Annotated in this window: 11 protein-coding genes and 1 pseudogene; 5 read left to right on the top strand and 7 right to left on the bottom strand. The window is 68.1% G+C overall.

Annotated features, from left to right (window positions below; genetic code table 11):
* Positions 1–30: 30 nt before the first annotated feature.
* Entirely contained in the window at positions 31–1,119 is a 1,089-nt protein-coding gene (locus ACWGJM_RS00860) for a WD40 repeat domain-containing protein (protein ID WP_453409511.1), read from the top strand.
* A gap of 16 nt (positions 1,120–1,135) precedes the next feature.
* On the opposite strand, the gene ACWGJM_RS00855 is transcribed toward ACWGJM_RS00860, so the two are convergent.
* The 3 genes from ACWGJM_RS00855 to ACWGJM_RS00845 form a co-directional block, all read right to left on the bottom strand.
* Positions 1,136–2,239, bottom strand: a complete 1,104-nt coding sequence (locus ACWGJM_RS00855) for a hypothetical protein (protein ID WP_453409510.1) — start codon at positions 2,237–2,239, stop codon at positions 1,136–1,138.
* Positions 2,240–2,497: 258 nt separating this feature from the next.
* On the bottom strand, positions 2,498–3,712 hold the full coding sequence (locus ACWGJM_RS00850; protein WP_453409509.1) for an SPFH domain-containing protein: 1,215 nt from the start codon (positions 3,710–3,712) through the stop codon (positions 2,498–2,500).
* 12 nt (positions 3,713–3,724) lie between these two features.
* Positions 3,725–3,973, bottom strand: coding sequence for a hypothetical protein (locus ACWGJM_RS00845; RefSeq protein ID WP_453409508.1), 249 nt, complete (start codon positions 3,971–3,973; stop codon positions 3,725–3,727).
* Between the two features lie 89 nt (positions 3,974–4,062).
* Between ACWGJM_RS00845 and ACWGJM_RS00840 the strand changes: the two are divergent.
* Positions 4,063–4,805: pseudogene (locus tag ACWGJM_RS00840) on the top strand (maleylpyruvate isomerase family mycothiol-dependent enzyme).
* Between the two features lie 88 nt (positions 4,806–4,893).
* Here ACWGJM_RS00840 and ACWGJM_RS00835 read toward each other — a convergent pair.
* Together ACWGJM_RS00835 and ACWGJM_RS00830 are read right to left on the bottom strand one after the other, a co-directional pair.
* Positions 4,894–5,208: a hypothetical protein gene (locus tag ACWGJM_RS00835; protein WP_453409507.1), complete on the bottom strand. Its 315-nt coding sequence runs from the start codon at positions 5,206–5,208 to the stop codon at positions 4,894–4,896.
* Between the two features lie 407 nt (positions 5,209–5,615).
* Positions 5,616–5,837, bottom strand: a complete 222-nt coding sequence (locus ACWGJM_RS00830) for a hypothetical protein (protein ID WP_453409506.1) — start codon at positions 5,835–5,837, stop codon at positions 5,616–5,618.
* Between the two features lie 741 nt (positions 5,838–6,578).
* Here ACWGJM_RS00830 and ACWGJM_RS00825 point away from each other — a divergent pair.
* The 3 genes from ACWGJM_RS00825 (at position 6,579) to ACWGJM_RS00815 (ending at position 11,345) form a co-directional block, all read left to right on the top strand.
* Positions 6,579–8,129 carry an Eco57I restriction-modification methylase domain-containing protein gene (locus ACWGJM_RS00825; protein ID WP_453409505.1) on the top strand — a complete coding sequence of 517 codons (1,551 nt, stop codon included), beginning with the start codon at positions 6,579–6,581 and terminating at the stop codon, positions 8,127–8,129.
* Entirely contained in the window at positions 8,089–9,078 is a 990-nt protein-coding gene (locus ACWGJM_RS00820) for a BsuBI/PstI family type II restriction endonuclease (RefSeq protein WP_453409504.1), read from the top strand. Before ACWGJM_RS00825 ends, ACWGJM_RS00820 begins: the two co-directional genes overlap by 41 nt.
* Before the next feature lie 593 nt (positions 9,079–9,671).
* Positions 9,672–11,345, top strand: a complete 1,674-nt coding sequence (locus ACWGJM_RS00815) for a DUF262 domain-containing protein (RefSeq protein WP_453409503.1) — start codon at positions 9,672–9,674, stop codon at positions 11,343–11,345.
* A 57-nt stretch (positions 11,346–11,402) separates the two neighbouring features.
* On the opposite strand, the gene ACWGJM_RS00810 is transcribed toward ACWGJM_RS00815, so the two are convergent.
* Together ACWGJM_RS00810 and ACWGJM_RS00805 are read right to left on the bottom strand one after the other, a co-directional pair.
* A complete protein-coding gene (locus tag ACWGJM_RS00810; protein WP_453409502.1) occupies positions 11,403–12,989 on the bottom strand; it encodes a serine/threonine-protein kinase in 1,587 nt (528 codons plus the stop codon).
* Between the two features lie 139 nt (positions 12,990–13,128).
* A complete protein-coding gene (locus ACWGJM_RS00805) occupies positions 13,129–13,521 on the bottom strand; it encodes an ATP-binding protein (RefSeq protein ID WP_453409501.1) in 393 nt (130 codons plus the stop codon).
* Positions 13,522–13,578: the final 57 nt, after the last annotated feature.

Below are 13,578 nucleotides of genomic sequence, written 5' to 3'. Positions count from 1 at the left end.
CAGTTGATTCAGCACATACATCCGCCTTCCTTGAAGAAGGAGTTGAGGAAGGAAGAGGAATCGAGTGCGGCGGAGTCGAGTGCGGAAGCCGTGCAGGACAAGAGCGGCGCGCTGGCGAGCGGAATCCTCACACACGTCTGGGAGAAGGGATGCACTGCCCCGCTCATCACATCTCGCCGCCATGGCGCGTCCATCGCGAGCCTAGGGTTCCTGAGCGATGACGGCAGCGTCGCCAGTTGCGACGGGAGCGGGAACGTACGGTTCTGGAACGCTGTCGATCTAAAGCCGACCGGCGTGCCCATCACCGCTTTCGGAAGAGCCATGGCCTTGTCGCCGACAAGCAGGATCCTCGCTGTCGGTGCTGCCGACAGCTATGGCTTCGTGGACCTGTGGCGCCTCGACACGTGGAAGCCGATCAGACGTCTCGAGACCGGATCGAACGTGCAGGCCCTGGCCTTCTCACCGGACGGAGAGACGCTCGCGGCAAGAGTGGTCGGCGACTGGCGTGTTCACCTGCTCAGCATCAGCACCGGCAAGCGGTACCGGACCCTGGGACAGGCAGCCGACGGCGGTACCACCTCGCCGGCGAAGGCGCTGCTCGGCTACCTGCCGAACGGGCAGTTCATCGCCACAACGAACCGGGACCGTAGCAATATCCTGTTCTTCGACGTCGTGAGTGGAGAGGCTGTCGGAACACCATTGGGCGATACGGTCCACTGCGGCAACCTGCTGACATCGCTGTTCTTCAAAGGGCAAGCGGTCTGCTTCGAGGATTTCGCGATCTCTCCGGATGGTCGCATTCTCGCCGCCTGCGGGAACGACCGGGCAGTGCGGCTGTGGAACGTGGAAGACGGCCAACAGGTCGGTGACCCCCTCGTCGGCCACAGCAGGCGCGTGAACGCGGTGGCGTTCTCCCCCGACGGGCGCGTCCTGGCCAGCTGCGCGAACGACAGGAAAGTCCTCCTGTGGGATGTCCGTCAGGGCAAGCAGATGGGCGCGCCTCTGGTCGGCCACCTGAAGCCCGTCACCGTCGTGGCGTTCTCGGGGGACAACCGCGTTCTCGCCACCGGTGGCAACGACGGAACCGTCAGGCTCTGGGTCGTTCCGCCTACGACCTAGGTGCGTCACTCCTCGCTCACGACCGGGTGGCGGTCCCGCACCCCGCGTCGTCGGCCTCCCGCATACGCTCGTCCATCGACTTGCTGCGGTCGTACGGGTCCACCTCGGGACCGTCGCCCGGACCCTTGGTCTCGCGCTCGGCGCCGAACTCGGGGGTGAGGTAGCCGGTGAAGGTGTCGCAGCCGCCGTTGGTGGTGTCCACCTTGTAGGAGACCAGGGAGAACGTCCCCGGTTCGATGACCACCTTCGCCGGGTCGTCCCAGCTCATCACGACCTCGCGGCGCACGATGGTCCGCTCTACCTCGTCGCTGCCCGCCGCGGCGCGTACGACCGGATAGACGTACGTGACATCGGTGCTCACCTCGACCGCACCGCGCTTGCCCTCCCGGTACGTGACCCGCCCCCGGGTCTTGACCACGTTCCCGACGAGCCGCACCTTCGCCTTCTGGAACCGGCTGAACAGCAGCAGAGGATCGTCCTTCCGGCTGGGCGAGCGGAACGCGGTCGCGAGGTAGTCCTGGACGTCCTGCTGACGCGGATTGATCATCGCGATGGCCTTCCGCGGCCGTTCCCCGCGCAGCACCCCGGGATCCAGACTGGACTCGGCAAGGAAGTCCCGGGTCCGGTCGAGCGTCTGCGCCACCTGCGCCTTGCTCATCCAGCCGGTCGCCCGCGCCGCGGGCATACCGATCCCCGCCGTCCCGTCACCCCACCGCACCGCGGGTGAACCCCTGAACGGCTGCTTCAGCGTGGGCAGTTGGCCGGCCGATTCGGTCGGCGGCGCCTGATCCGGACGTTTCGACTCAACGGCGAGCGGCGCACTGTCGCCGTCGCCGCCACCGCCCCCGAACCAACCGGCCACCCGCCCCGGCGCCAGCGCCACGGCCAGCAGGCCGACCGCGGCCACCAGCCCGACCGCGTACCAGCCCTTGCCCCGGCGCCGCCGGGCCGGCTGGTGAGCCCGCCACCCCTCCGGACGGCCGGACTCCTCCCGCAACCGCCCCGCCACCATCCGAGCCCGCGCCGAGGGTTCCTTGGGCGCACCCTGAGTCCCGGCCTCGGCCTCCCTCAGAAAGCGCTCCCACTCCTCGTCCGGTATGGAATCCCCGCCCTTGCCCACGATGGCTCAGTCCCCTCCCGTGCACCCGGTCCCTCCCCAGGGCCGGTCATCGTCCGTGCATCATCACACAGCCCGCCTCGGCGCGGACGGCTGCCGATCGCGGGCAGGTGACCACGCAGGTCGGCCGGGGAGGGGCACTGTCCCGTGGGCGGGCGTATGGGCGGACGGGCGGACGGGCGTACGGACGTACGGACGTACGGGCGGACGGGCATATGGGCGGACGGACGGGCGAGCGCGGCCGGAGAACTGCCGCCGCTCCTAGTCGACGTCCACCGGACCGTCGTTCGACTTCCTCTCCTTGCTGGTGGGCAGCTGAAGCAGGCCGTTGTTCCCGCCCTCCCCGGAGCGGTTGCCGTCGGGCCGGTTGCCGCCGGCTCGGTTGCCCTCGGACTCCTGTCCGCCCAGGTTCTGCCGGACCGAATCGAGGATCGTCAGGCCCTGGGACACCAGGCCGGCGGCGATCTCACCAAGACCGTCCGCGCCGTTGAGGACGTTGACGTTGGCGCCGGCGAGGCCGCCGGCGGCCTCCTTGACGATCTGCGGGAGCTGGTCGATCAGCATCCGGTCGAGCGCGACCCGGTCGTACGAGGCAGCCGCCTCCGCCTGGATCTTCATCCGCTGTGCCTCGGCGGCCGCGAGGATCCTGACCCGCTCGGCCTCGGCCTCGGCGGGCTTCACGACCTCGGCCACCAGCTGCTGCTGGCGCAGCTTGGCCTGGCGCTGGGCCAGCTCAGTCTGGGCGGCGAGCACCTCCTGCTGGGCGTGCGCCTGCGCCAGCGGTCCGGCCTGCGCGGCCTGCGCCTGGGCGCGGTCCACCTCGGCCGAGTACTCGGCCCTGACGATCGCGGTCTGCCGGGCGTACTCGGCCTGGTTGCGGGCCGCCACCTGCTCCGCCTCGACCGAGGCCTGGGTGGCCTGCGCCTGGGCGATCTGCGCCTGCCGCTGGATGGCCGCCTTGTGCGGGGCGGACATCGCGTCGATGTAGCCGGTGTCGCCGTCGTCGATGGACTGGATCTGGAGCGAGTCGACGATCAGCCCGATCTTCGCCATCTCCGTCTTCGACGTGTCCAGCACCTCCGCGGCGAGCTTCTGCCGCTCGGTGACGATCTCCTCGACCGTCATCGAGCCGATGATGGCCCGCAGGTGACCGGCGAAGATCCGGCCGGTGAGCACCGACATCTGCTCCTGGTCGGAGAGGAACCGCTGGCCCGCGTTGATGATGCTCTCGTGGTCGTTGCCGACCTTGAAGGCGATGACCGCGCGGACGTGCAACGAGATGCCCTGCCTGGTCACACAGGTCTCGGTGACCTCGGACTCACACATGGACAGGGTGAGGAACCGGACCTTCCGGAAGACCGGCAGCACGAACTTGCCGTGCCCCGTGACCACTCGGAACGGCGCGCCCCCCAGTCCCCGCCTGCCCCCCGAGATCAACATCGCCTCGTCGGGAGCGGGTACGCGGTATCCGAACATTCCTGTAACTCCTCAGCCGGCCTCGGCGATGTCGCCGAGCGCGTCCAATGGATCCACCCACTCGATGACGCCGACCTCGCGGCATCCCCGTGATTCGATCACGAGCACCGTCGCGCCCACGGGCAGGGGTTCCTCCGACCAGGCGAGGAAGGTCTCGGAGCCGCCTCTGACCCGCACCAGGACTTCGCCGGGGCCCGTGGAACCGCGCGTTCCGATGAGCACCTTCCCCGTGCAGCCGATCACGGCCTCGTCCTGCGGCATCACCGGCCGTCCTCCTCGTCCTGGCCCGATGATTCCGACGATAGACCTACTAAGGCCGGGACCCAACGGGCAGGAGGACCCGTCCTGCGCTGCTGCGGCTGATCGACGAACGGTCGACCACCTTCCGCACCGCGGTCGCCGCCGCGCCCAGCCCCGACGCGCAGGTGCCGACCTGCCCCGGGTGGACGCTGTTCGATCTGGTGCAGCACCTGGGGGAGGGGCGCTACTCCTGGGCCGCCACCGTCGCCGCAGGGCCTGCCGCCACTGCCAAGTCCACGTCGGAGGGCGCGCCGGCTGCGCCCCGGGAGCGCGAGGCCCTGCTGGCCTGGTCGGCCGCGTCGACGCAGCAGCTGCTGGACGCGCTGCGGGAGGCCGGCCGGGACCGCGGCTGCTGGACGTGGTGGGGTGCGTCGCAGTCGCCGCAGACCTGTGGTGCCGTCGCCCGACACCAGCTCCAGGAGATCGCGGTGCACACCTACGACGCCCAGATCACCCTGGGCGCCCCGCAGCCGCTGCCGGACGAGGTGGCACTCGACGGTACCGACGAGTTCCTGTCCACCTGCTGCGCAACGACGGAAGCCTGGCCGCACGAGCCCGCTGCCGTCGACTTCCACAGCACCGAGGGCCCCTCCTGGCGCCTCAGCCTCTCCGCCGACGGCGCCCGCACCACCCGCCTCCCCACGCCCGACCCCGCAGCCGACGCCTCCGCCCGGGGCACGGCCGGCGAGCTGGTCCTGACCCCCTCTACGGCCGTATCCCCGTGGATTCCCTCGAGCTCGACGGCGACCGACGCCTCTTCGACCTGCTCCAGGCCTGGGAGCCGGAGGCGTAGGACGTGCCGACGCGCCACCTCCCGTAGTGCGCTGACCTGGGCAAACCGCCTGGGCGCTGCTACGTCGACCTCGGCGACCACGAAGTGATCAGCTGGGCACGTGCCATTCGTCGAGGCGGATCTTCACCTGACGGTTGTGCTCCACGTGCCAGATCACCTCACCCGCGACGGTGGCACCCAAGGCAGGTAGCTCCATGCGGTGAGGCATGGCGGTGATCTCGGCAAGGCCGACTGCGTTCGGCACGCCGTCGAGGAGGAGGAAGACGCCGAACGGCTGTCGGCCGATGACCCGTCCGCTGACGTGAGATCCAAGGGGCAGTGCGGAGACTGTTGCCGGCCAGCTCTGGTCTAGGAGATCCGAGGCCGGCACCAGGGAGCGGTCCGGCCAACTGAACTCGGGCATTGGCCAATCATGGTCAGGGCGGCGGACGTTGTCGACAGGAGGTCGCAACACCTCACAGAAACCGAGACGGCAAGACCGAAACCGAGACGGCCGCACTCTTCGCCGCAGCACGGAAGACGGCGCGCGGTCAGTTGCCGGAGCGACCGTCATTCATGGAGCTAAGCCGCCCTGGGCCGCGCCGGACGTATGTCCGAGACGGAATCCTGTGCGTCCTCGAACTGCAAGGTCCCGTCGTTCCCGAAGTCAGGGGCCTGAAAGGGGTTGGTTGCCGGAGGCGGCGATGCCGAAGTGGAGCAGCGGGGTTGTTCTTCCGGGGCGGAGAACAGTGATGTCGGATCGATGAGAGGTCTCGCTTTCGTTGCAGGGCCCTGAAGGGCCCTGGTATGCCGTCACCGGGCGCAGTGGTCCTAGAGCTTGGTCATCTTGGCGTAGGGGCTCAAGATCCGCATCGGCTCCGAGCCGAAATCCACGAGAGCCGCGATTCCGTCCTCGATGCCGATTACTCGGCCCAGGCCGTACATGTCGTGGGTGACCTGGTCGCCCACGGCGAAGTGCTTGGGAGCCGGTGTGACCGGGGCTTTGAAGGGGCTGGTAGGCAAGTGACGCTTCGGTGCAGCGGGCTTCGTCATGGTTCAGTATGGGCCTACGCGTGTCCCGTTTGCTGTGGCCGTCGGCACAGATCCGGACGGGAGAAACCGCTTCACGCCACTGACCTGGGGTTTTCAAGACCTGGCGAGGCAAAAACTGGACCGCAGATCCCCTTCACTGACCGTGGCTGGACCCCGAGCCTGGCACGATCATGCCAAACCCGAACCGACGCCCTCGATGAAGCAGAGGGCTGTGCATGCTGCACGGATGCGCGGCTGCGACAGTCGCCGGCCGAACGCGGACCAGCGCCTGACCGGCCCCGGGTGCGGTAGGCCGGGCGTACCTGCCCGGCCGCAAGGCGGCGCCGGGGAGCTGCGGCGGCCTGCTCGCGGCTGCTGGACCAGAGCACCCGGGCTGTCACCGAGATCATCGGCACCATCACCGCAGCGAGTACGGCCGGCGACGCGCCGGCCCGGGCCCGCCTCGCCCAGGTGCTCGCGGACCGGCTCGGGGCCATGATCCGCGGCGGTGGGGGAGGGCTTCGGGCTCCTCCGGAGAGGGTGCCGAGCGGACCTAGTGGCACGCGGGTGGCACGGCGCCCGAAACAACGTAGGACCAGCCTGGGAGGAAACCCTCCTGAGCTGGCCCTTCGTTCTGCGCCCCCGGCGGGATTCGAACCGTTGGCGTTGTCACGCAGTTGGACACTCAGCCACTTACTCGCGCATCGGCGACTTTCCCCAGGGGAAACGAGCCGTCGGGGGAGTTCCGGCATCATGTAGCACATGAGCAAACTGCTTCCAGAGGTCCTCACAGAGCGCACCGAGACCCGCCGCGTCACGCGTTCCAACGCGCTTGATGCTGCGACGCGGGCCGATCTGGGGCAGTACTTCACACCGTCGACTGCTGCTGCACTGATCACGGGTCTGCCGAGCCTGCCAAAGACCGGTGTCCTACGTGTCCTGGACCCTGGTGCGGGCGTGGGGAGCCTCACTGCCGCCTTGGTTGCCCGCGCGGCCATGGTGGCACCCGACCTGAAGCTGGACGTAACCACGTTTGAGATCGACGAGCAGGTCAGCGGAGATCTCACCGTGACACTGGACGAGTGTGCCGACGCTCACTCGATGACCTACGAGCAGCACACCGCCGACTTCATCACATGGGCAGCCGCGACTCTCACGGAGGGCAGGGACCTGCCTCAGTGGGATCTGGTGGTGATGAATCCGCCCTACCGGAAGATCAATTCCAAGAGTGCCGAGCGTGGTCTCCTGGCATCTTGCGGGATCGAGACCAGCAACCTTTACACCGCGTTTGTGGCGTTGGCGCTGCGATTCCTGGCCCCGGAGGGGCAGCTCGTGGCGATCACGCCCCGGAGCTTCGCGAACGGTGCTTACTTCCGGAAGTTCCGTGACGACCTGCTGAAGCGCACGCGTCTGCGTCACCTCCACGTCTTCGAGCGCCGTGACAGGGTGTTCTCCGACTCGGAGGTCTTGCAGGAGAACGTCATTTTCCACGCTACTGCGGACCAGGCGCCGGGCGACGTGATCGTGTCGGTGAGTGGCGGCTACGAAGACTGGCCGGTCCGTCACTCCGTGCCGTACGAGCAGGTCGTTGACGAGGGCGACCCGCAGAAATTCATTCACATCGCCACGAACGCGGATGATCTCGCCACCGCGGGACGCATGGCCAAGCTGCCGGCGACCTTGCGCGATCTCGGCGTCCAAGTGAGCACGGGACGCGTCGTCGACTTCCGCACAGCGGAGAATCTGCTCGGCAGTCCCGCGAAGGGGGCGGTACCGCTCCTCTACCCGGTGAACCTGAGTGCCGGCCGCGTGGTGTGGCCAGCGTCTGGCGGCCGCAAGCCTCAGGCGCTGGTTGACAACGCGGATACCCGGCCCCTGGTGCTGCCTTCAGGTACCTATTGCCTGGTGAAGCGGTTCAGTGCGAAGGAGGAACCGCGGCGTGTCTCGGCGAGCCTGCTCCTGCCGGACGACATCAACGGGGAGGACGTCGCGGTCGAGAATCACATCAACGTCTTCCACCAGGCGCACCACGGGCTCGACCCCGATTTGGCCGCCGGGCTGACCGCGTACCTGAACAGCTCCGTCGTAGACCAGTACGTGCGGATCTTCAGTGGGCACACGCAGATCAACGCCGGTGACCTGCGGAGTCTGAAGTATCCAAGTCTTCAGCAACTCAAGGAACTTGGAGTGAGAGTCGGGCTGTCAGTGACTCCCGGTAGGGTCGACGCCGCGCTGGCCGAAGTGGTGCCAGAGTTGGACCTGGGGAGGGCGAATGCCGACGGCGTCGGAAGCGCAGCATCGGAAAGTTCGTGAGGCGCAGCAGATCCTGAAAGAGCTCGGCCTGCCGAAGGCCCAGCAGTCGACACGTACTGCCTTGGTGCTGCTGGCGATGTTCGGCCTGGAGCCGGAAGAGCCCTGGCCGGCCGTGCGGTCCAACACGCTCGGCATCACGGAGTGCATGGACTGGATGGCGGTCCACTACCCGCTCGTCAAGAAGGGCCGCACGGACCCGACGCGCTACAAGCCGAACAGTCGGGAATCGATCAGGCGCAAGTCAGTACAGCAGTTGATTGCCGCTGGCGTCCTCGTCGCGAACTCGGACATGCCTGACCGAACGGTCAATGACCAGAACAACCGTTATGAACCGACAGCGATAGCGCTGGAAGCACTGGCCACGTTTGGCACCCCCCAGTGGGAGGCCGGCCTTCAGCGATTTCACGACGAGTACGGAATCCTGCGGGAACGGTGGGACGCAGAGCGTGAGTCGCGCCGGGTATCCGTGGCGTTGCCTGGCGATGAAGAGGACATCACCCTCAGCCCGGGAAAGCACAGCGAACTGATCCGGGCAGTCGTCGAATCCTTCCGCATGGAGTTCACACCCGGTGCGGCCGTGGTGTACCTCGGAGATACCGGGGACAAGTGGATCGTGAAGAAGGACGACTACCTTCGGCAGCTCGGTATCACGGTCGATGCTCACGGCAAGATGCCCGACGTTGTTCTCCACTATACGGACCGGGACTGGCTGGTCCTGGTCGAGGCTGTTACGTCCCACGGACCGATGGATGGTAAGCGGGTCGATGAACTGAAGGGGCTGTTCAAGGATGCGAAGCCTGGGCTCGTACTCGTCACGGCATTCCCTGACAAGGCAACCTTCAGGAGATTCGCCCGGGATATCGCGTGGGAGACCGAGGTGTGGATCGCGGAGAACAAGACCCACATGGTGCACTTCAACGGAGAACGGTTCCTGGGGCCGTACTCCTAGCAGCGCCTGGCGTTCATGGCTTCTGTGACCAGTCCACCGAGGTCGGTGGAGCGGCTTTGGGCTGGAGCTGCTTCGGGGCGAGTGATCATGGCCCCGCAAGCTCATGGCGAGTTTTCCCTGGATTGACCGTTCCTGCTGGTCAGCGGGGTGCGGTCTTCCGCCCTTGTCTGATCCTTCCCCGCTTTTACACGGCCTTCCGTTCCCATGACGTTCCCATGAGGGCCCCACGAGGCCGTGGGAAGGAAAGCGGGGGAGACGGCCGAGCTCAGCCGCGGCCCTCGAAGCCCTGAGCACCGCACAGACCTTGGGGGCGACAGAGGCGGCCTACAGCAGGGTGTCGGGGCTCTCGACCGTCCGCGCGGCCACGCTGCCCGGGCCGCTGACGCAGGAGCGGCTCGAGCTGACTGCGGGCCCCGAGAGCTCGGGCGGATCTCGGGCCGACCGACGTAGCCGCACTCGTACGACGGCGACGAAGCCCAGCCCCAGCCCTTGCGGTGTCCGAGACGTCACTGTGCCCAGGACAGGACCACAAGCATCGTTCAACTCGCGGGATTCTCGAGACGCGGCGTCAATGGCCCGTACATCCTTGGTACATGCAGCAACTAGAGGCGCAGGAAGTGTCCCTGCACAAGGTCTTCAGCAGCGACTACGACTTCCGGATTCCGGACTACCAGCGGCCCTACGCCTGGGACGTCGAGCAGGCCGTTCAGTTGCTCACCGACTTGGAGGAGTCGCTGGACAGGGGGACGGACGAGCCGTACTTCCTCGGCTCCATCGTCCTCGTCAAGGCCAAGGGCAACGCGCCCGCCGAGGTCATCGACGGCCAGCAGCGCCTCACCACCCTGACGATCCTGCTCGCTCTCCTTCGCGACCTTGCGGAGGACCCTGACCTCCGCAGTGATCTCGACAAACTGGTCACAGAGCCCGGCAACAAGGTCCGCCGGCTCGATCCCAAGCCCAGGCTCACCCTGCGATTCCGCGACGCCGGCTTCTTCCAGAAGTACGTCCAGACAAAGGGAGCCACCGAGGCACTGCGGATCCTGAAGGAGGAGACGCTGCCGACGGACGCGCAGAAGGCCGTTCTGCGCAACGCCAGGGCGCTGTACACGAATCTCGCCGAGTGGTCGGAGGAGCGGCGGCTCGATCTCGTGCAGATGCTTGGCGAGCGCACCTTCCTGGTCGTCGTCAGTACCCCCGATCTGGACAGCGCGCACCGCATCTTCAGCGTCATGAACTCCCGGGGCATGGACCTCTCGCCCACGGACATCTTCAAGTCGCACATCATCGGTGCTCTGGATGAGAAGACCTCGGAGGAGTGCGCCCGCAAGTGGGAAGACGCGGAGGAGGCCCTGGGGCGGGACGACTTCGCCGACCTCTTCCTTCACCTGCGCATGGTGTTCGCCATGAAGCGGGCAGAGCGGGAACTGCTCAAGGAGTTTCCCGAGCAGGTGCTCAGCCACTATCTGCCCGGCAAGGCAGAGTCGTTCGTCAATGACGTCGTCGTGCCGTACGCGGACGCCTACGTGCAGATCCGCGACGCCAGCTATCCGGCGGCCTCTGGAGCGGAGCAGGTCAACGCCTGGTTCAAACGCCTCCAGCAGATCGACAACAACGACTGGCGGCCCGCTGCCCTGTGGGCGCTGCGTAACCACGGTGACGACCCGGCCTGGCTCGACAGGTTCTTCGGCGCACTGGAGCGGCTGGCGGCCAGCATGTTCATCCGCCGCGTCTACACCACTCCCCGCGTCACGCGTTACGCGGACCTCCTGCGTGAACTCAACGCGGGCAAGGGCATGGACGCGACCTCCTTCGCCCTGACGGACACGGAGAAGGCCGAGACTCTCGCGCGTCTGGACGGCGACATATACCTCGTCACCAAGACCCGTAAGTACGTCCTGCTGCGCCTGGACGAGATGCTGGCCGGAAAGCCCGGAGTCTCGTACGACCACACCCTGATCACCGTCGAGCACGTGCTGCCGCAGAACCCGAAGCAGCAGTCGCAGTGGCTGCGGCACTTCACCGACGAGCAGCGTGGTCGGTGGACGCACCGGCTGGGCAACCTCGTCCTGCTCAACCGGACGAAGAACGCCTACGCCCAGAACTACGACTTCACCGAGAAGAAGGCCAAGTACTTCACCGGCAGGCACGGCGTCTCCACGTTCGCCCTGACCAGCCAGGTGCTGCAGCACCAGGAGTGGAAGCCGGAACTGCTGCAGAAGCGGCAGCAGCGGCTCGTGGGGCTGCTGGCCGACGAGTGGGATCTGTAAGGGAAACTCGTCGCGGGCAGCGTGGTTTCGGCCGGTGCCGCTTCTCGAGGAGGCGGGTCAGGAAGCCGAACCGTCGAGGCCGAGGCGGATCACGGCTAGTGCCTCGGCGATCTCGACGGTCATCTCGTCGTCGGGGCCGAACACCATGCACATGTCCTGGTGGAGCGGTTCGAGGACCTGCCGGGCTTCGGCGGCCCGGCCCTGGGCGAGCAGCAGCATCCCGATGTTGTGCCGTAGCTCCACGGCTTCCTCGCTCACGTCGCTGTCGACGGCCCGTACGACGTTCAGCACGCCCTGGAGCGCGGCGAGCGCGTCGGTGACCTGGCCGAGTTCGGCGCGGCACCGGGCCGCCTGGGCGCGGCAGGCGCGGGCCTGCTCTCCGGTGGGTCCGGCGATGCGGGCGTACGCGTCGGCGAGGGCGTCGAACTCGGGCAGGGCGGCCCGGTAGTCGCCGCCGAGGAGGCGGATCGCCGCTCGCTGGCGGCGCAGCGCCAGGACCTGCTTGCTCTCGGAGCCGAGGGCGAGGGCCGCGGGTTCGATGACCTCGCCGAGCACCTCGGCGGCCTGCGCGAACCGCTCCTCCTCCAGCAGGGCGTCGGAGTGGGCGTACGCCTCCTTGATGTCCTCGCGCAGCCGGGCGGGGACGGGCACCGGCTGAGCCCCCGGGAGGACGGCGGTCGGCGCCGAACCGCCGGGTGCGGGGGCCTGGGCGCGGGCGCGGGGCGCGAAAGGGTGACGGAACACGCCCGTCGGGTCGGGCGCGCCGGCCGGCCCGGCATCGGCCGTGCCGGGTTCTCCGCCCGGCGGCGGGAGGAACGGCAGCAGCCGCGCGTACACCTCCTGCGTGTCGGCGGGCCGTGCCTCGGGCGCCTTGCGCAGCAGGTGCAGGACCAGCTCCTCCAGCGCCTCGGGGACGTCGGGCCGCAGCTGTCGCAGCGGGGTGGGGGCGGCGTTGACGTGCTGGTACATCAGCAGGTACTCGCTCTCCGCCTCGAACGCGAGGCGCCCGCTGAGGAGTTCGTGCAGCACACAGCCCAGCGCGTACAGGTCGGTCTGCGGGGTGATGCGTCCGCCGCGGACCTGCTCGGGCGACATGTACTGGTGGGTGCCGATGGGGCTGCCGGTGGCGGTCAGCTTGGTGACGTCGGTGCGCAGGATCGCCGCGATGCCGAAGTCGAGGACCTTCACGGTGCCGTCGCGGGCGACGAGGATGTTGCCCGGTTTGAGGTCCCGGTGGATCACCGGCACGTCGTGCGCGTACGACAGCACGGTCGCGACTTGCGCGGCGACGGCGGCCGCCCAGCTGACCGGCAGCGGCCGGCCGGGGTCGAGGTAGGCGGACAGCGGTACGCCGTCGACGAGCTCCATCACCAGGAACAGCCGCTCGTACGATGCGTCGAGCACCGCGTCGTACACCTGCGGCACGCCGGGGTGCTGGATGCGCGCGGTGATACGGGCCTCGCGACGGAAGCGCTTGGCGAACTCCTCGGCCAGCTGCGGGGAGGTGACCGACGCCTGCCGGATGAGTTTCACGGCGACGGGCCGGTCGAGCACGCTGTCGTAGCCGCGCCACACGTCCCCCATGCCGCCGTGGCTGAGCTCTTCCAGGAGTTCGTAACGGTCGGAGATCGCCTCCTGCGGCACCTTGCCCCCGGTGTGCGTGATGAACAGTCACGGTCAGGGGTCAAGTGTGACCGCTGCGTCGATATGCCGTCCAGCGGTCGCGGTGCGACATGGGCTTGGGCGCGGCGGTGGACGACGGGCAGGACGGTGCGGCGGCGGGTCAGCCTCCCGCCGGCAGGACGTACTCCGCCCAGACCGTCTTGCCGGGGCCGTCGGGGCGCGGGCGCCAGTCCCAGCGGTCGGCTAGGTGCTCCACCAGGAGCAGGCCGCGGCCGGTATCGCGGAGGTCCGTGGGCGTCGCCACGACCGGTACGCCTTCGGTGCGGGTGTCGGTGACCTCGATCCGTACGGTCGTGGCGTCACGGGCCAGCGCGAGGTGGAAGTCGCGGCCGGGGACCCGGCCGTGCCGCACGGCGTTGGCGGCGAGCTCGGCGACGATCAGCGTCAGCGCGTGGTGCGTGTCGCAGTCGTAGGGGATGCCCCACGCGTCGAGCCGCTGCCCGGCAAGACGCCGGGCGAGCCGCGCGCCGCGCGGGGTGGAGCTGAACCGCATCTCGAAGTGACCTGTGGGGCCAATGGGTTGACCGTTACGGGAAGGAGCAGCGATCTC

This window comes from Streptomyces sp. NPDC054834, assembly GCF_053611185.1.
The sequence above is the reverse complement of the archived record's forward strand: the minus strand, read 5'-3'. Positions and strand labels throughout refer to the sequence as shown.

Bases quoted from the DNA above. Each gene is read 5' to 3' on its own strand.
- ACWGJM_RS00850 (WP_453409509.1), bottom strand. From the start codon at position 3,712: ATGTTCGGATACCGCGTACCCGCTCCCGACGAGGCGATGTTGATCTCG.
- ACWGJM_RS00845 (WP_453409508.1), bottom strand. From the start codon at position 3,973: ATGCCGCAGGACGAGGCCGTGATCGGCTGCACGGGGAAGGTGCTCATC.
- ACWGJM_RS00835 (WP_453409507.1), bottom strand. From the start codon at position 5,208: ATGCCCGAGTTCAGTTGGCCGGACCGCTCCCTGGTGCCGGCCTCGGAT.
- ACWGJM_RS00830 (WP_453409506.1), bottom strand. From the start codon at position 5,837: ATGACGAAGCCCGCTGCACCGAAGCGTCACTTGCCTACCAGCCCCTTC.
- ACWGJM_RS00825 (WP_453409505.1), top strand. From the start codon at position 6,579: ATGAGCAAACTGCTTCCAGAGGTCCTCACAGAGCGCACCGAGACCCGC.
- ACWGJM_RS00820 (WP_453409504.1), top strand. From the start codon at position 8,089: ATGCCGACGGCGTCGGAAGCGCAGCATCGGAAAGTTCGTGAGGCGCAG.
- ACWGJM_RS00815 (WP_453409503.1), top strand. From the start codon at position 9,672: ATGCAGCAACTAGAGGCGCAGGAAGTGTCCCTGCACAAGGTCTTCAGC.
- ACWGJM_RS00805 (WP_453409501.1), bottom strand. From the start codon at position 13,521: ATGCGGTTCAGCTCCACCCCGCGCGGCGCGCGGCTCGCCCGGCGTCTT.